Origin of the sequence: Photobacterium sp. J15, assembly GCF_963870815.1 — a bacterium.
Taxonomy (GTDB): domain Bacteria; phylum Pseudomonadota; class Gammaproteobacteria; order Enterobacterales; family Vibrionaceae; genus Photobacterium; species Photobacterium marinum.
On record NZ_CAWMUI010000001.1, the window covers coordinates 1,409,097 to 1,427,197 of the forward strand.

Annotated in this window: 10 protein-coding genes; 3 read left to right on the forward strand and 7 right to left on the reverse strand. The window is 45.7% G+C overall.

Annotated features, from left to right (window positions below; genetic code table 11):
* Positions 1 to 29 precede the first annotated feature (29 nt).
* From AACQ93_RS06655 to AACQ93_RS06670, 4 genes are read right to left on the reverse strand one after another with little or no spacing between them, the layout of a single operon-like run.
* Entirely contained in the window at positions 30 to 668 is a 639-nt protein-coding gene (locus AACQ93_RS06655; RefSeq protein WP_064606543.1) for a transglutaminase-like cysteine peptidase, read from the reverse strand.
* A 51-nt stretch (positions 669 to 719) separates the two neighbouring features.
* Positions 720 to 1,313 carry an OmpA family protein gene (locus AACQ93_RS06660; protein ID WP_064603066.1) on the reverse strand — a complete coding sequence of 198 codons (594 nt, stop codon included), beginning with the start codon at positions 1,311 to 1,313 and terminating at the stop codon, positions 720 to 722.
* 17 nt (positions 1,314 to 1,330) lie between these two features.
* Complete coding sequence (locus AACQ93_RS06665; RefSeq protein WP_064603069.1) at positions 1,331 to 2,632, reverse strand: TolC family outer membrane protein; 1,302 nt, start codon at positions 2,630 to 2,632, stop codon at positions 1,331 to 1,333.
* Positions 2,633 to 2,649: 17 nt separating this feature from the next.
* Positions 2,650 to 4,044, reverse strand: a complete 1,395-nt coding sequence (locus tag AACQ93_RS06670) for an HlyD family type I secretion periplasmic adaptor subunit (protein ID WP_064603072.1) — start codon at positions 4,042 to 4,044, stop codon at positions 2,650 to 2,652.
* Between the two features lie 349 nt (positions 4,045 to 4,393).
* On the opposite strand from AACQ93_RS06670, the gene AACQ93_RS06675 reads away from it, so the two are divergent.
* The gene (locus AACQ93_RS06675; RefSeq protein ID WP_198160097.1) at positions 4,394 to 11,398 is read left to right on the forward strand and encodes a retention module-containing protein; all 7,005 of its coding nucleotides are present in this window, start codon (positions 4,394 to 4,396) and stop codon (positions 11,396 to 11,398) included.
* 163 nt (positions 11,399 to 11,561) lie between these two features.
* On the opposite strand, the gene AACQ93_RS06680 is transcribed toward AACQ93_RS06675, so the two are convergent.
* The 3 genes from AACQ93_RS06680 to AACQ93_RS06690 are packed head-to-tail and all read right to left on the reverse strand — an operon-like array spanning position 11,562 to position 14,650.
* Entirely contained in the window at positions 11,562 to 12,401 is an 840-nt protein-coding gene (locus AACQ93_RS06680; RefSeq protein WP_064603076.1) for an energy-coupling factor transporter transmembrane component T family protein, read from the reverse strand.
* Positions 12,398 to 14,095, reverse strand: coding sequence for an ABC transporter ATP-binding protein (locus AACQ93_RS06685; protein WP_064603079.1), 1,698 nt, complete (start codon positions 14,093 to 14,095; stop codon positions 12,398 to 12,400). Before AACQ93_RS06685 ends, AACQ93_RS06680 begins: the two co-directional genes overlap by 4 nt.
* Positions 14,096 to 14,098: 3 nt before the next feature.
* On the reverse strand, positions 14,099 to 14,650 hold the full coding sequence (locus tag AACQ93_RS06690; protein ID WP_064603082.1) for an ECF-type riboflavin transporter substrate-binding protein: 552 nt from the start codon (positions 14,648 to 14,650) through the stop codon (positions 14,099 to 14,101).
* 932 nt (positions 14,651 to 15,582) lie between these two features.
* On the opposite strand from AACQ93_RS06690, the gene uvrY reads away from it, so the two are divergent.
* Together uvrY and uvrC are read left to right on the forward strand one after the other, a co-directional pair.
* Complete coding sequence (uvrY, locus tag AACQ93_RS06695) at positions 15,583 to 16,227, forward strand: UvrY/SirA/GacA family response regulator transcription factor (RefSeq protein ID WP_007462322.1); 645 nt, start codon at positions 15,583 to 15,585, stop codon at positions 16,225 to 16,227.
* Positions 16,227 to 18,062, forward strand: coding sequence for an excinuclease ABC subunit UvrC (gene uvrC, locus AACQ93_RS06700; RefSeq protein ID WP_084419016.1), 1,836 nt, complete (start codon positions 16,227 to 16,229; stop codon positions 18,060 to 18,062). The genes uvrY and uvrC overlap by 1 nt, the downstream gene beginning before the upstream one ends.
* Positions 18,063 to 18,101 lie beyond the last annotated feature (39 nt).

The following is an 18,101-nucleotide window of genomic DNA, read 5'->3' on the forward strand; positions in this document are numbered from 1 at the left end:
CAATAGTTGTCTGTACAGTGTCATTGTGGTCACTCGTCAAAGTTAATAATCGGTCGGTGGAGTTGTATGTGGCTTGAACGTTGGCGTAAATCATTCCAAACGCTCAGTCGGGAAGCCTGGCCAGCCAGTTGTCCTTGTCCTTTTTGCTTCATAAGCCATAGCTTGCTACCGTTAAAACTGTAAATAGGCAGTAAATCTTTTCGTTTAGTTGCCGGTTTGATGTCGCTATCAAGGTTATCAAGCAGTACTGGTACAGCTGATGGTGAAGAGTAATAGGCAACCACCATATGGAACTGATTCAGCTCAAGGGCTTTTACGTACACAAGCCGTAGCTTGCTGTCGTCGATGCCAAGTTCGCGAAGAGAGAAATATTTGGCAATGCTGAAGTCTTCACAGTCTCCTGCTGCTGCGCCAATAAACTCCAGCGGGGTTGCCCAGTAGTCTTCTTTTCCCCAGAGCTTGATATCATCAACAAACCTCAACTGGTTAAAAAAATGATTGATGGCTTCGAGCTTACTTTTTTCGTCTTTCCCGTGCTGGCTTCTGATCACTTCACGCCATGCCTGCATTCGTTGTCCGGCCCGATCACCGTAATAGTGACGGACCTTACTGATTTGCATGAATTCACTGTCGGTCAGTGCAATGGCACTGGCCGACAATAAAATCATTAAGATCCACAGGTGAATCTTTTTAAAAAAGGTATTAATCAACACTATGGATTAGTTGCTGCGAACCCTGAAAATTGTCCATTCCTCGACAACAAATTGCTGCTCGCCGACAACTTTAGCGATAACACGGCGGCTCAGAGCATGAGATTCTTCAATCGTCATTGCGTCGACCTGTACAGTGTCACCGTAGCCAACAATGTTAATTCGTTCCGGGGCGATGCCTTTCTCCACCAGGGCATTACGTACCTCTTTAGCGCGGCGAAGAGACAGCTTCTGGTTGTATTCACTGCGGCCGACTTTACTGGCGTAACCTTTCAGTTCGATTCCGGTCTCCGGGTATTTATTCAGGAACTGACTGGTGCGTTCGATTTCTCGCATGAAAGAGTCGGGGATACGGCTTGAGTCATTGGCAAACAGAATATGAATGTCATTTTCTTCATTGCGTTTGATGTACTCAGGGCAACCATCGTTATCAACGATGGCAGGCTGCGGTGTTTCGGCACAGATATCCCGCGCATTAATAACACCGTCCTGGTCGAAGTCACGCAGATCCCGTGACTGGGTAACGGTTTCCGGCTCTGGTACCTGAGTTGAAGCACAGCCAAACAGGGATAAAAAAAGCAGGGTAATTAAAGTGTTTTTCATAATGTGGTCCTGTTTCCTTATTTGACTGATGTCGTCCAGTTGTCGGCCAGATCAACACGCATTTCAGACAATAGCTGCCCGGTTGCATTGAGAACTCGGTACTTGGCTAAGATGCCGCTGTAATGTGCCTGAAGGTAAGACTTACGCGCTTCAAACAGTTCGTTCTCGGTATTGAGTACGTCCAGCAGGGTACGCTGACCAATCTTGAACTGTTTTTCATAGGCGGTGACTGTTTTGGCCGATGCGTCGACATGCTGTTGTAGGTACTGAGTCTGGTTGTTAGCCAGTTCCATTGCACTCCATGCCAGTCGGGTACTTTCTTCAAGCATGCGGTGTGCACGGTCACGAATCGCTTTTGACTTGTTTACCTGGTAAGCCGCACGGCGAGAATTTGCGGCATCTGAATTACCGTTAAAGAGGTTGTAACGCATTTTCAGCATGGCGCGGAATTCATCGTTATCACCTGGTGTACCACTGACTTCTTCTCCCCATTGTTGAGAAGCTTCAAAAGTGAAAGTAGGGTAGAAATCGCCTTTAGCCTGATCGTATTGGACCCGTGCGGCCTCAACATCGTTTGAGGCAACCTGGACTACCGGGTTGTTCTTGCGGGCCAGCTTCATTGCATCCTCCAGTGAACCGGCAATGTAGTTGATATCGACTTCCGGTTTAATCAGATCTTTCGGGTAATCACCGGTTACACGAATAAAGGCTGCGATTTTATCGTTCAAGTTGCTGTGAGCTGACAGCAAGTTGGTATTGGAGCGGGCCAGACGGCCTTCAACTTGTGCTAGATCTGCAGTTGAGCCGATGCCAGAGACTGTTCGTTTTTTTATGTCCTGAAAGATTCGCTGATGCACATCAAGATTCGCTTCTGACAGCTTTACAACTTCCTGAGCCCGAAGCACATCAAGGTAGGTTTCTGCAGCAAGAAGAGCAGTGTCCTGAGCATCGGAAAGAAGCTGGAAACGCTGGGCCTCAGTCTCAGCTTTATTGCGCTGAATATCGTTGTAGGTGATAGAGCCGTCCCAAATTAGCTGACGAAAACTCAATTTGACTTCACGAGGGTTGAAGTCGCCTTTGGTTCCATGTTCATTGTCATAATCTTCGTAACCAACACCTGCTTCCAGATCGAGAGAAGGTAGATACTTACCAGTTGAAGCATCAATTTGTTCATGGCGACTCATGTACTCGTTATAGGCACTTTTGATCTCAGGATTTGTTGCCAGTGTGTGTGCAACAGCCTGCTCTAGCGGTTGAGCAAATGTCGGCGAGGTTATCCAGGTAAGCGCGGTAAATAGCGCAAGCTTTCTCAATTGCATCGTTTTTCTCTTTCTCTCTATTCTCTTAATGCGGTCTGGCTGGCTTTCAATACGGGCTTGAGCAGATATTGCAGGACGGTCCTTTTGCCTGTGATGATATCTGCTGACGCGGTCATGCCCGGAATGATTGGCAGTGGTTCTCCATTTGGCCCTTTAAGGTCGTTATCTTTGGTACGTATCCGTACCTGATAGAAACTGTTGCCTTCTTCATCTTGAATGGTATCGGCGCTGATATTTTCCAGTACGCCAGACAGCCCACCATATAAAGTGAAGTCATAGGCACTGAACTTAATAACAGCATTGAGTCCCGGCCTTAAAAAGCCGATATCCTGAGGTGCTATTTTTGTTTCAATAAGTAAGTTGTCTTCGGTAGGAACTATTTCAATTAATGACATACCTGGCTGAATAACACCGCCAATGGTATTGACATGTATTTTTTGAATTGTGCCTGTTACAGGTGAAACGACAATTGTTCTGTTTACTCTATCTTTTAATCCGATTTGCGATTCTTTTAAGCTGGATAAGCGATTGCTTGTTTCGTTTAATTCGGTCTGAACCTCTGAACGGAATTTAAGTGCAATATCAATGCGCTTAAAAATAACTTCCTGAATGGCCGCTTCAAGTACCGGTATTTTTAGTTTTGTTGATGTTAATTCTCTGTTGGTGTCATTAAACTGACGCTGAAGTTTTAATAATTCGATTGGTGGAACAATTCCTTCATCCGCAAGTGGTTGAGTGATATCAATTTCTTTTTTTGCAATTGTTAAATTGCGACGCAAATTATTAAGGCGTGCTCGAGCTTCAATTAATTCGCGCTCTTTCTGACTTATTTGTTCAGCCATTACTGATAGCTGGTTTTCAATGTCAGACATCTTGTCTTTATACTGGTCATTCTGGCGCTTAACTAATTGAAAATACTCAGTTGAAAAGCTTGGCTCGAACACCAGTGACTGACGGGTTACTGCCACACTTTCACGCCAGTTTCTCTTTGCGTTCTTTTTGTAAACTGCGACGCTTTTTAATAGGGCATGAAAACGTACGGAATCTGCCTTGGAGCCAGCCAGGGCAAGGCTTTGTTCGCGATAATCAGAAAGAAATTGGGTGTCATCAATCAGTAGTAGTCTCTCGCCTTTATCAACATGCTGTCCCTCTTTAACAAGCACGGTTTTAACGATCCCGCCCTCAAGGTTTTGTACGACTTGAAGTTGTGACGAAGGTATGACTTTACCAGAGCCGACGGTTACCTGATCAAGCTTCGCCATTGATGCCCAGCTCACAGCAAATACAAAAAATAAAACGATTACCCAAAGTATGACTCGGGCACTACGGGGGGTATTAAGTAAAAGTGCAGCAGTTTTGTCATCGACAAAATCAAGATGAGCAGCGGAAACTTCGGGCGCTTTATTTTTCATTAATTATTTTTCTATTAATAATGCTGGACGCAAAAATATGACAAATTATAAATTTTTATTGTGGCTAACTGATAATTGTGTCAAATAATTACAAATGATAAACTGACAAAAAATTGGCGTAAAGCATTATTTTATTTCTTTGAATTGCTATTGGTATTTAGGAGTGAACTGAAACTGGTTCACAATCAAGTTGAATATCCCTTTGTGGCATATTTTGAGCGGTCAATGTATTTCATGGAGATGTGCTTAATTGCGTAATTTACATACAAAAATAATCATTAATAGAAATTAAGTTTCATATTCATCGCGATAATTTATTTTCATGGTGAATGCTTGTGGGATGGCTCATATGAATACAGTGGATAAAAGTAAAGTGGCTGATGTAACTGTAACGAACGGAACAGCATTCGTTCTAAAAGAGGGGAAGGAAGTTGTAGCGGTTAAAGCTGAATATCAAATGCAATCAGATGAAGTTATGGTTGCCAATTCAGGTGTCCGTTACGTTGTTATGGAGAATGGCGTGCCTGTTGTGGTTGAGCAGCCATGCCCTACCTGCATTGCATTAGAAGGAGATAATGTCCGGGTCGCATCTCTTGAGCGCCATCTTGCTTTTAACCAAGAGGTCATCGAGCAAACTCGTTTTGAAACTGATGACCTGACTGCAATTCAAAATGCCATCCTGTCAGGGGACGACCCAACGAAAATTTTCGAAGCAACAGCCGCCGGTAGTTCAGTTTCAAGCTCATCAAATCAGGGCTTTGTCGTTATTGATTACGACTACGACAGCGTATTGGCTGAAGCCGGGTTTGATACAGCGTTTAATGAAGTTCAAACACTTGATGATAATGAGTCGCAAAATTCTCCTGCAAACCTGAACGTTACCCAAATTGCTAACCAGGTGCCTGTTGCTCAGGCTAAAACAGATTCTGCTACTGAAGGTGGTGATCTGGTTACCGGCCGTGTAACGGCTACTGATCCTGATGGAGACTCCCTCACTTATCAGCTGGTGGACCAGAATATTCCTGATGGGCTGATATTCAATAAGGACGGTTCATACTCTTTTGACCCGACCCATCCTGTATATGAAAGTCTTAAAGAAGGCGAGACCGCAAAGCTACAGGTTATTTATAAAGTGACAGACGGCCGTGGTGGTGAAGATACCCAGACGTTGACAATTACGGTTGTCGGTACTGAGGATGGTGCTGAAGTTACTCCAGTTACGCCGGATGCCGATAAAGGTTCAGTCACCGAAGACATGACCTTGAGCACAGCTGGTAAGCTGAATGTTATTGATCCGGATGTGGGTGAAGCTCGGTTTAATGCTGACACTGTTACCGATGGAAATTACGGCACCTTCAAAGTCGATGCGGCCGGTAATTGGACTTATGAACTGAACAACGATGCCCCAGAAGTGCAGGCGCTGACAGCGGAGAGTGAACCGTTAACGCGTGACTTCACTGTGACTACTGCCGACGGCACCGAGCACACAGTAACAGTGACTATTAACGGTACTGGTGATAGTCCAGAGTTCATCAGCGGCTCGAACGATAATCACGGCCTTGAAAACGGTCAGGCAGACAGTGACAGCTATCGCTTCAGTGTTGATGAAAACCAGCCGGGTGCACCAGTCGGTCAGGTAACCTCCTATGATCCGGATGCGGGAGATAACGCGACCTATACCCTGAAAAACCACAACGACCTGTTTGAAATCAACGCCTCAACGGGTGAAATTCGCCTAAAGGACGGCGTGGCACTGGATCATGAAACCGCAGACAGCTACAGCCTGGATGTGGAAGTCAGTGACGGCGACGGCCGGAAAGATACCGCCACGGTGGAAGTGGTTGTCGGTGATGTTAATGAAGCGCCGGAGTTTATCAGCGGCTCGAACGATAATCACGGCCTTGAAAACGGTCAGGCAGACAGTGACAGCTATCGTTTCAGTGTTGATGAAAATCAGCCGGGTGCGCCAGTCGGTCAGGCAACCTCCTATGATCCGGATGCGGGAGATAGCGCGACCTATACCCTGAAAAACCACAACGACCTGTTTGAAATTAACGCCTCGACCGGTGAAATTCGCCTGAAAGACGGCGTGGCACTGGATCATGAAACCGCAGACAGCTACAGCCTGGATGTGGAGGTAAGTGACGGCGATGGCCTGAAAGATACCGCCACAGTGGAAGTGGTTGTCGGTGATGTCAACGAAGCACCGGAGTTCATCAGTGGCTCGAACGATAATCACGGCCTTGAAAACGGCCAGGCAGACAGCGACAGCTATCGCTTCAGTGTTGATGAAAACCAGCCGGGTGTGCCAGTCGGTCAGGTAACCTCCTATGATCCGGATGCGGGAGATAGCGCGACCTATACCCTGAAAACCCACAACGACCTGTTTGAAATCAACGCTTCAACGGGTGAAATTCGTCTGAAGGATGGCGTGGCACTGGATCATGAAACCGCAGACAGCTACAACCTGGATGTGGAAGTGAGTGATGGCGATGGCCTGAAGGACATTGCGACAGTGGAAGTGGTTGTCGGTGATGTCAACGAAGCACCGGAGTTCATCAGCGGCTCGAACGATAATTACGGCCTTGAAAACGGTCAGGCAGACAGTGACAGCTATCGCTTCAGTGTTGATGAAAACCAGCCGGGTGCGCCAGTCGGTCAGGTAACCTGCTATGATCCGGATGCGGGAGATAGCGCGACCTATACCCTGAAAAACCACAACGACCTGTTTGAAATCAACGCCTCAACGGGTGAAATTCGCCTAAAGGACGGCGTGGCACTGGATCATGAAACCGCAGACAGCTACAGCCTGGATGTGGAAGTGAGTGACGGCAACGGCCTGAAGGATATCGCGACAGTTGAAGTGGTTGTTGGTGATATTAATGAAGGCCCTGATGCTGTACAGGATCAGGGTATTACTATTGCAACAAAAGTTCTTGATGAATCGAACTGGGATACCAACGCTGATATTAAAGTCGACTACTACGTCATAGATACCAAGACTGGTGAAAAAGTTGCTGATGCTGAAAAATCTGATTACACCGGAGATGGCGGTCATAAATTCGGTGTGAAGTCTGATTACGATTCAACGACAGATCAGGTTCAAGCAGGGCAGGTTGGTTATGTCGATGGTGAAAATAAGAGTGAAGCAATGAGTTTCACTTTTGCCAACGGTCAGTTATCAAATCATGCAGAAGTAGAAGTTAAAAACCTTTGGACAGATACCAAAAATGGTAGCTGGGAGCCAGGAATTGAGCAGGGGGTCTGGAAAGCCTTTTATCAAGGAACCTTAGTTGCTACCGGTACTTTTGAATGTACTAGAGGTGGTAGTCAGATTGTACCTATCGATGCTGGAGGCCTGTATTTCGATACGATTGAGATGTCAGCACTTGGCTATAAAGATGGTGTCGTTGATCCAAAAGGTTCGGAGTACTTTGTTACAGAGGTTAGCGCAGAGCTGACAACATTCGATACAGCTTATCAAACTCATGAGACCGGTTCATTGGTCATTGATGTTCTGGCTAACGATACTGATCCTGAAAATGATGTTCTGACCATTATTGATTATCCGAAAGATGGTTATGTCACGCTTCAGGATGGCAAGTTGGTATTTGATGCTGAGGAATACCTAAAGCAGCTACCTGCTGAACAACAGGATCTTAAAGCCGGTGAAGTTCGTAATGTTGAATTTGAGTACACCATAAAGGATGAACATGGCTTAACTGATACAGCTAAAGTAAAAGTTACTCTGATCGGTGAAACCATTTCGTTAGAAGATGCTCAGGCACACCTAAATGAAGGCGACTTGCGAACGAACAACAGTGACAGTTACCAGGGGCAGTTTGTTGCAGATTTAGGTTCCGCGGATTCAGCTGATTATCACTTTGAAGCGATTCAAATTGCAGATGGCCTGACAAGTCATGGTCAACCAGTCAATTATGAAGTCAGCAGTGACGGTTATACCCTGAAAGGTTATAGCATGGTTGATGGTGCGCGTGTTGAAGTCTTCGAAGCCCATATTGACGGCTCTACAGGTAATTACACGGTTGATTTATTCAGAGCTGTTGACCATCCGGAGCAGGGGAAAGATGAGATAACCTTAGATCTCAAGGTTGCGGTCACTACCGGAGCTCAGACGGATAGCGCTGTTTTACATGTGAATATCACTGATACTGTACCGCAGGCAGATCCTCAGATGCATACAGTCGTTGATGTTCAGCCACAGTCAAACTCAGTAGTGATTGCGCTGGATGCTTCTGGTTCAATGACGCGAGATATCGTTGAGAATGCTGATGGGGAAAGTGTTACTCGTTGGGACTTAACTAAAGAATCACTCATTAAGATGTTCGAACAGTATGATGCTTTGGGTGATGTCCAGTTTAAGATTGCCGCACATGCTGGCTATCCTGATGGCGCTGTTTCGGCATGGCTTACTTCAGTCGAAGAGATAGAAGATTTCTTCAATAGTATTACGCCAATGGGATGGACTCCTTATCATCAGGCGATCGATCAGGTCGGTGATATTCTCGATGATCCAGCAAGTCAGCAGGTGATGGCAGGCACTAACAATCAGTTTTATTTCATCTCAGATGGTACGCCAACAAACTTTGGTTATTGGACAGATCATAGCCGAGAGATGTATGACGATATGCGGACAACTCTTATGTCTGGTCTTGAGCCTGAAGATGTTGGTGGTCAGGCGCATTACAATGATTTGCTTAATGGCTGGGTTTCTCCAACTGAGGAGGAGGAAAAGTTGATGCTGGAGAGCTCTATGTCGAAAGAGTTTGAAGAGCATAACCAGCCATTTGACAATATTTGGTCGCTGGGAATAGGTCAAAATGCTGATATTAAATATCTTCCTTCGATGGCGACAGACAAAGGAACGGCCCTTCTTGTCGAAAATGACGCGAAATTCACCGAGGTTCTCGTATCATCAGTTCCCGGTCAATTGACGGGTGAGTTGACTAATGACATTGGTGGTGAAATGTCATGGGTAGACAGTATCGCTATTGGTGATGACAAATATGAATATGATGCAGAGACTGATGCTGTTCTGAAATTTAATAGTGATGGAACCAAGCAACAGGTATCTGAATCGTCATTATTGTCACTGCAAACGGATAATGGCCGTTTAGTCATTAACTTCGAAACAGGTAAATATGATTACCAGGCGAAGAATGTGACAAGTAATCAGCAAGATACATTTGATGTCGTACTTCGCGATGCTGATGGTGATCTGGTTGATAGTCAGATTGTCATTGATATTTTGGATCGTGGTCCGGAATTTATCAGCCCGAGTGATGTTAATCAGAACCATGGTACGGATGTTGACGGCAATAGAACGGATGACAGCTTTAGCTTTAATGTTGATGAGCAAGAATCAGGCTTGTTAGTAGGAAAAGTTAATGCTTTTGATCCGGATGAAGACGCTTCGCTAACTTATGAGTTGGTAAATGGCGACACGAATAAGTTTGAGATTAATCCGACAACCGGTGAAATTTGGCTGAAAGAAGCATTAGATCATGACACTCAGCAATCGCATCAATTAACTGTGAAAGTTACCGATGGTGTGGATAGTGATTTGGCAAATGTGACTGTCAATGTTAACGAGAACCATGCACCGGAAAGCCAGCCTGTTCACGGTTATGCAGTTGTTGAAGAGCAGCCTATTAATAAGATAACTGTTGTATTCGATGTGTCTGAAAGTATGCGCGAAACTTTCGATGGAACGAAAACGAGCTCGAGCACTCCTGAACTACGTTTAGAGTCCCGCGCCTATCAAGCTGCTGTGGCATTACATGAAATGGTTGGTAAGTTGATTGCTGAAGGTGGTGACTCTAACACCTATATCCGAATTGTAAGATTTGCTGCTGAAGCAGAGAAGACAGGGTGGTCAACACTAGAAGACATATATTGGGAAACAACGCCTCCTGAGCTAAATGGCAGAGACCCAAGTGATCTAGGCTACCGGAATGAATTGAATGAATTTATAAATCGCTGGTGTTGGTCTGGTGGCTCTTATGCTCCTCATACATCGAACGCTGCAGGAACGGATTATGCTAAAGCACTTGAAAGGGTTATACAGCCAGATGATGAGAATGATAGCCCTGAAAATGGTGTGTTAGGCTCAAGAGTCATCTATCCGTGGCAGGATGAGTATGATGAAAATGGTGACTACATTTGGGACCCTGTGGAGCTTCCGGTAGAGAGTGTTGATACCATCTTCTTTATGTCTGATGGTGAGCCCAATGGAACGGAGATTACGCCAGAACTGTATTCTCAATGGGAGAAATATGTCGCCGATCAGGAAGCCAAGGTGTATGGCATTGGTATTGCCGTTGAGGGTAACGAGAAAGTTGATTCTGCCCTACAACAGATTAGCTCCGAGGATGTAGTTTATGTGAATTCCGGTACTGAATTATCTAATTACCTAAACCATTTCTCACCGGAGCCTGTGGCAGGTGAATTGCTGAAAGGTACTCAGGATGCAGACGGTGATGCTTTGACGGTCTCTCTGGATAGCAATGACTTTTCATTACTAGATGCCGATTTGCATGGGGCTGAGATCAACGGTCCTTTGGTTACGTCCAGCGAGCTTGTAGAAGGCAAGCTACACCTAACGACTGTATTCGGTACTCTTGAGGTGGCGAATAACGGTAGTTACCACTTTACTCAGAGTGAAACGTCGCCACTGCTTGACGGTCAACAGGTGGATTTGAAATTCCTGTTCCAGGTGCAGGATACCAAAGGTGCAGAAAGTGACAACGTATTCACTCTGACCCTGATGGGCGGCAGCAGTAGTGAAGTTAAACCGGTAGAGGTCGATCAAACAGCAGTAGCTGGTGACGATGAAGCGAACATACTGCCAGGTACAACGGATTCAGATATTATGCTTGGTCAGGGTGGTGGAGATACCCTGGATGGTGGAGTCGGTGATGATATTCTTGTTGGCGGTTCAGGTGAAGATACTCTGATTGGCGGTCTGGGTAATGATATTCTTGTTGGCGGCGATGGCGCGGATGTGTTTGCGTGGCATCTGACATCACTGGGTGATACTGCACAGACTGACGTTATCATTGATTTTAAGCTGGATGAAGACCAACTGGATTTGGCGGAAATTCTGCCTGATATCAAAGAAGATAATATTGATATGGATGCGTTGCTTGGCCACTTGAATGCTGATGTTAATGATGACGGTAAGGTGAATCTGACCGTGACTACGGATTCAGGCCAGGAACAAAACATCGTTTTAGATAATGTTGAACTTTCCGGTCTTGAACTGGATTCCGGGGCATCATCACGGGATATCGTTGATCAGCTGTTCCGCCACCATGCGTTTAAAACCGATTAAGTCCTGATTTTAGTTATAAAGAAAAGCCAGCACCGCGAGGTTGCTGGCTTTTTTAATATTTCAAACCAAAGTCTAAGGGGAATCGGTTTTGCTTTTAATCACACAACACAAAAAAGCCGCATGATGCGGCTTTTCTCAATCGTTTGAGCCGTTCATGAGGGTATCAGAACGGATACCAGAACAGTTGCTCAGACTGAGCTCGGCGGATAAAACCAAGTATCAGCACAATGGTGATAACAGCCAGAACAGCGTAGTCAGCTTTGGTCATCGGTTTCAGGCTATACCAGCTACGCTTTTTGTTGCGACCAAAGCCACGCAGTGTCATTGCATTGGAAATGACGTCGGCACGATCAAGGCTTGAGAAAATCAGAGGGCCGAGAATCTTGGCAACGTTCTTAATACGAGTCAGTACAGGCGCGTTCTTTGATATATCTACTCCACGAGCCTGCTGGGCGTGCATGATGTTGATGAAATCTTTGGTTACTTCCGGCAGGTAGCGCAGGGTCAGGCTGACAGCATAAGAAATACGATAAGGTATGCCGAGCTTGTTCAGGCTGGCAGAGAATTCTGTCGGGTGTGTTGTGAACACAAAGACCAGAGCAATCGGGAACATACTGAAGTATTTCAGGGTTACCGTCAGCAGGTAGAACAGCGTTTCTGTGGTGATGGAGTAGTTACCTGCCATTGATAGCAGAACTGTCTCACTTCCCATGTACTCAGTTCCTTGCTGAGGTGCAATAAGAAACATGAACAGGGCATTCATTAGCAGCACGGTTGTTGTACCAATCATCAGAGATTTGTAGACAGTGAAAGGTACCCGGCTGAGTTTTAACAGGGCGAAACCGACCAGAATCAGTCCGCAAATTACTCGTAGATCAAAGGTGATCAAAACCATGGTAACCCAGCTCATAAAAAGGATGAACTTGGTAATACCGTTTAGCGCGTGCAAAGGTGAACCGGTATTAACGTAGCTGATACCGAATTTAATTTTATTTGTTTTCATGCGTTTTTATTTGCCTCATGGTTAATGAAGCAACGAATAAAGTTATCGATTCGTTCGATGCCCAACTCTTTACCCAAGGTATAGAGGCTGGTTACTGTCAGGTTTGCTTTTTCAAGCAGGTCTGGCTGGCTGAAAATAGCATTAACAGGCTGGTCGGCCAGCAAGTGACTGTCGGCAATAACAATGGCACGGTCGGTATATTCAAGTACCAGGTGCATGTCATGCGAGATGATCACAATCGTGATACCCAGCTTTTCGTTGAGTTCACGGATGAAGGCCATCATTGATGTGTAGTGGTGGTAATCCTGACCTGCCGTCGGTTCATCAAGAATCAGCAGTTCAGGCTCAAGCACCAGGATTGTCGCAATAGTAACTCGCTTTTTCTGCCCATAGCTCAGTGCTTCGATAGGCCAGTGGCGGTATCGACCTAAGCCACACAGTTCCAGAACTTCATGTACTTTCTTATCGACGATGTCTTCGGCAATACCACGGTTACGCAGACCAGAAGCCACTTCATCGAAAATCATGTGATGAGAAATCATATGATTCGGGTTCTGCAGTACAATACCGATATGCTGGCTGCGTTCAAAAATGGTGCAGTCAGCCAGATTTCGGCCATTAAATTCGATGCTGCCGGTGTCCGGTTCCAGTACACCCATGATGAGGCGGGTGATGGTTGATTTGCCCGAACCATTCTTACCAAGAATCGAAACGAACTCACCTTTATTGACTGAGAAACTTAAATTATCCAACGTCTTACGTTGATCATCGTAGGAGTAGCTCAGGTTTTTAACCGACAGTAAAGGTGTGGTGCCTTGGCTCTCGCTGACGACGTCACCTTGTTCAAACCACTCAAGTAGTTGTGGCTTGAAGTCGTCAATTGTCATTGATGACAGGCTTGAAGGTTTGTCTTCAGCTGTGATAGTGCAGCCAGCTGCTTTCATTGCTGAAATATAAAGAGGCTCACGGATGCCGTGCTGTTGAAGCAGTTGGCTTGCCAGCAGTTCATCCGGTGTCATGTTGGCTACAATTTCGCCGCGCTCCATCATGATGATACGGTCGACATCGCGATGAAGCACATCTTCCAGACGGTGCTCAATAATAATCACTGTTTTGCCAGTGTTTTTATGTAGTTGGTCGATGATTTCGATGGTTGCTTTGCCTGTTTGCGGATCCAGGCTTGCCAATGGCTCATCAAAAAGCAGGATGTCGACATCATCGACCATTACACCTGCCAGTGAGACACGTTGTTTCTGGCCGCCGCTGAGATCAAACGGAGACAGTTCCAGCATCTCGTCAAGATCAACCATCTCGGCTGTTTTTTTGACGATATCGTGCATTTCTCCCTGAGGAATCATCTGGTTCTCAAGGGCAAATGCGATATCTTCACCGATGCTCAGTCCTACAAACTGACCGTCTGTATCCTGAAGTACAGTTCCGACCATATTCGTACACTGGTGGAGATCCATTTTTTGGGTGTCATGCCCATTGATAGTCAGATTGCCGGTGATATCACCTTTGACTGCAAATGGGATGAGTCCGTTCAAACATTGGCCAAGGGTGGACTTACCGCTACCGCTCGGGCCAACGATGACAACCTTTTCGCCTTTCTCGATCGTCAGATCAATATTTTTCAGGGTCGGTTTTTCCAGCGCCCAATACTTGAACGAGAAATTAGAAAACTTAATTGTCATGCTTTAGTAAGCCTCTTTCAGGTTGTAGCTTTGCTGCTTGCGCTTGGCAACGGCGGTTAGGATGAAGTGGCCGACAATGGCGATAAGCACAGTGTTACCTGCAGCAATGATGGTGAGCTGAGCCAATACCTTGGTAAAAGGTTCTGCATAAAGGACGGCATCAAGGAAGGCGGAACAGCCATAGCCCACAACGTTGCCAATAAAGGCAAGAAGTACAAACAGGGTAAAGTCCAGTTTCGAGAACAGGCCCTTCTCCAGACGCCCTTTGGTAATTTTGGGGTACAGGCCGATTAGCATGCCGACAATGCCTGAGCCGAGAACCCAGGTAATCCAGACACCCCAGCCCGCAAACAGGTCAGTAACCCAGTGGCCAATGAAGCCGACAAGGAAGCCAACAAGAGGGCCGAAAAGAACGCCAAACAATGCTAAAACAGCCATAGCTGGCTTTAGGGTGGTGTTAGCAAAGACAGGGATACCAAACATAGGCAAGCCGCCTATGCCGTACAGGGCTGCGCCGATGGCAATAAGAACCACAGTCTTGGCAGAAAGATTCATGACATAACCTTCAATTAACTCTCTATGGGTATTTGCTTTTTTATGTCCACCAGAGATGCTTAACCTGAAGCTATTGCCGCACTGCCTGATCTACAGGAACAAAAAAACACACCAATGGTGTGTATGGGCCTGTGCGCAAATATCCTTTTTTGAGCAAGAGCGGTTATGTGGGTAGACATAAGCGGCGGCAATCATACATGAAGCGAAAGCATAAAGGAACGCTTTACATCTAGACGTCTAAGGAATAAGCGTTTTGCAGAAGATCGGGTCATGGAGAAAAATAAATGACGGCTGATTTGTGATTATCTCTATGTAAGAAAAAGTGAGGTGAAGAAGTGTAGATATAGGAAAGAATGTGTGCCGGTGTCGCATAAACAACACAGAATGAGCTTTTTTACCCGAAATGGTGAGATGGTTTGAACTGATTGGCTAGCATTTCAGATAGCATTGTATTGTTTGGTAGTCACTAATGATGAGTTTACAGAATCAAGAACTTTATCTTTTATGACAAATAAACTGCTGACTTGAATAGAGAAATCATGAGTTTTTGAGGTTTGAGAGCAATAAATTTAGTCCACGTAGCTAAATCACCAACTTTGCATGTAAAATACAGCTCACAAGCCTGATGTATAGATATCTTTCTCAGGCAATGTTTCTGCTTGGTTTGTAAGCAACCGGATATATTGAATTTTATACTTTATTTTTTTGCATATATGGTAAATACTGCTGCTCAGCACGATTTCTATTGAAGCTTGCAAAAAACTTACGAAGGGCCAATTTTGTCAAGTTGTAACTTGAAGCGAAAACTTGCGCTGATACACAGAAACAGCATGGGTTCAGATTTCAAGTTGGGGTAAAATTGGGTAATATCATTTATAGCTATCCCGCCAATTCCGGCTGGGTGCAGAGCCAAATCATATTGGAGATACAGCTTGATTAATGTATTCCTTGTAGATGATCACGAACTGGTTCGCACAGGGATCCGACGTCTGCTTGAAGATGTCCGTGGTATTAAAGTGGTAGGGGAAGCCGACAGTGGTGAAGAAGCCGTAAAATGGTGTCGTAGCAATCATGCAGACATCGTTCTTATGGATATGAATATGCCTGGGATCGGTGGTCTGGAAGCTACCCGTAAGATTCTTCGCTTTAATCCCGATGTTAAAATTATCGTATTGACCATTCATACCGAGAATCCGTTTCCGACGAAAGTTATGCAGGCGGGTGCTGCCGGTTACCTGACAAAAGGTGCAGGGCCGGATGAAATGGTGAATGCAATTCGTACGGTTAACAGCGGCCAACGTTACATTTCGCCTGAAATTGCACAGCAAATGGCCCTGAGCCAGTTTGTTCCGGATTCAGAAAATCCTTTTAAAGACCTTTCTGAACGTGAATTGCAGATCATGATGATGATCACCAAAGGGCAGAAAGTGACTGAGATTTCGGAGCAACTGAATCTGAGCCCTAAAACGGTTAACAGTTACCGTTACCGCCTGTTCAATAAACTGGACATCAATGGCGATGTAGAGCTGACCCACCTTGCAATACGACATGGAATGCTAGACACAGAGACGTTGTAGTGTCCGAACCATTTGATTCAAAAGCCTTTTTGAAAACTGTTACTCACCAACCCGGCGTCTACAGAATGTATGATGCGGTTGGTGAGGTTATTTATGTCGGTAAAGCAAAGGATTTGAAAAAGCGTCTTTCCAGCTACTTTCGGGCGAATGTAGCGGGAGAGAAAACCCGGGCTTTGGTTAAAAACATTTGCAAAGTGGATGTCACGGTAACCCATACCGAAACCGAAGCCCTGATCCTTGAGCACAACTACATCAAGCAGTACCTGCCTAAATATAACGTGCTGCTTCGGGACGATAAGTCCTATCCTTATATCTTCCTCAGTGCCAGTGCACACCCTCGCTTAACGATTCATCGCGGCACCAAAAAGCGCAAAGGCGAATATTTTGGCCCTTACCCTGATTCCGGCGCAGTGCGCGAAAGCCTTCACCTGTTGCAGAAAATTTTCCCAGTTCGCCAGTGTGAGGATTCTGTTTATGCTAATCGTAGTCGGCCATGCCTGATGTATCAGATTGGCCGTTGCCTCGGCCCGTGTGTGAAGGGCTTGGTAAGTGAAGAGGAATATAAAGAGCAGGTTAACTACGTGCGTTTGTTCCTACAGGGTAAAGATCGGCAGGTTATTGCATCTCTTGTCGAAAAAATGGAGCAAGCCAGCCAACAGTTAGCGTTTGAGAAAGCAGCCACTTACCGAGATCAAATTCAGGCGTTACGCCGGGTGCAGGAGCAGCAGTTTGTCAGCCATGACAGCGAAGATGATATGGATGTGATTGGTATAGCTCATGAGCAGGGAATGGCTTGTATCCATGCGCTGTATATCCGGCAGGGTAAGATCCTCGGTAGTCGCAGTTATTTTCCGAAGATGCCAATTGACGCGGAGCTTACCGAAGTCTTATCCAGTTTTGTCAGTCAGTTCTATCTGAATCAGGCTGAGGGAAGGGTGATTCCTTCAGTTATTTTGCTCGGCGCAGATCCGGGCGAAGAGAAAAAAATCATCGCAGAAACACTGACAGAACTGGCAGGCCGTAAGATCGTGCTCAAAACCCATTCTCGGGGGAATCGGGCTCGTTATCTCAAGTTGGCACAAACTAATGCCAGCACTGCACTGACAAGTAAGCTCAACCATAAAATGACGATTCAGCAGCGCTTTTCTGAATTGAGTAATGCGCTAAATCTTCGTGTCCTGGAGCGGATGGAGTGTTTTGATATCAGTCATACCATGGGTGAGAAGACGGTTGCTTCCTGCGTGGTGTTTAATCAGGACGGTCCGCTGAAGCAGGAATATCGTCGTTACAATATCACCGGTATTACCGGCGGTGATGATTATGCTGCGATGGCTCAGGCTTTAACTCGCAGATACGATAAACAGTTGGATCCAGATAAGATTCCCGACATTATTTTTATCGATGGGGGTAGAGGTCAGCTGTCAAGAGCGTATGATGTAGTAAGTCCACTGATGGAAGAGTGGCCTAAACGTTCGCTGTTGGTCGGTGTGGCAAAAGGAACAACCCGAAAACCCGGGCTGGAAACCCTGCTTCTGGTTACCGGAGAGGAGTTCTCGATGCCGTCCGATTCGCCTGCTTTGCATTTGATCCAGCATATTCGTGACGAAAGTCATAATCATGCAATTAGTGGTCACCGTGCTCAGCGTGCGAAAGTCAGAAAACGTAGCGTTCTGGAAGATGTGGAAGGTATTGGCCCGAAACGTCGTCAGGCTCTGCTGAAATACATGGGTGGATTACAAGAACTGAAAAGAGCCAGCAAAGAAGAAATTGCCAAAGTTCCTGGTATTAGTAAGTCTTTGGCAGATAAAATTTATGACGCATTGCAGCATGGCTAGCAATGCGGCTCCCCAATGAAGTCAATCATAAGAACTAAG

What these genes read in the sequence shown, in the direction of transcription:
- AACQ93_RS06670 (WP_064603072.1), bottom strand. Translation starts at nt 4,044, where the DNA reads ATGAAAAATAAAGCGCCCGAAGTTTCCGCTGCTCATCTTGATTTTGTC.
- AACQ93_RS06685 (WP_064603079.1), bottom strand. Translation starts at nt 14,095, where the DNA reads ATGACAATTAAGTTTTCTAATTTCTCGTTCAAGTATTGGGCGCTGGAA.
- AACQ93_RS06690 (WP_064603082.1), bottom strand. Translation starts at nt 14,650, where the DNA reads ATGAATCTTTCTGCCAAGACTGTGGTTCTTATTGCCATCGGCGCAGCC.
- AACQ93_RS06660 (WP_064603066.1), bottom strand. Translation starts at nt 1,313, where the DNA reads ATGAAAAACACTTTAATTACCCTGCTTTTTTTATCCCTGTTTGGCTGT.
- AACQ93_RS06675 (WP_198160097.1), top strand. Translation starts at nt 4,394, where the DNA reads ATGAATACAGTGGATAAAAGTAAAGTGGCTGATGTAACTGTAACGAAC.
- AACQ93_RS06655 (WP_064606543.1), bottom strand. Translation starts at nt 668, where the DNA reads ATGATTTTATTGTCGGCCAGTGCCATTGCACTGACCGACAGTGAATTC.
- AACQ93_RS06680 (WP_064603076.1), bottom strand. Translation starts at nt 12,401, where the DNA reads ATGAAAACAAATAAAATTAAATTCGGTATCAGCTACGTTAATACCGGT.
- AACQ93_RS06665 (WP_064603069.1), bottom strand. Translation starts at nt 2,632, where the DNA reads ATGCAATTGAGAAAGCTTGCGCTATTTACCGCGCTTACCTGGATAACC.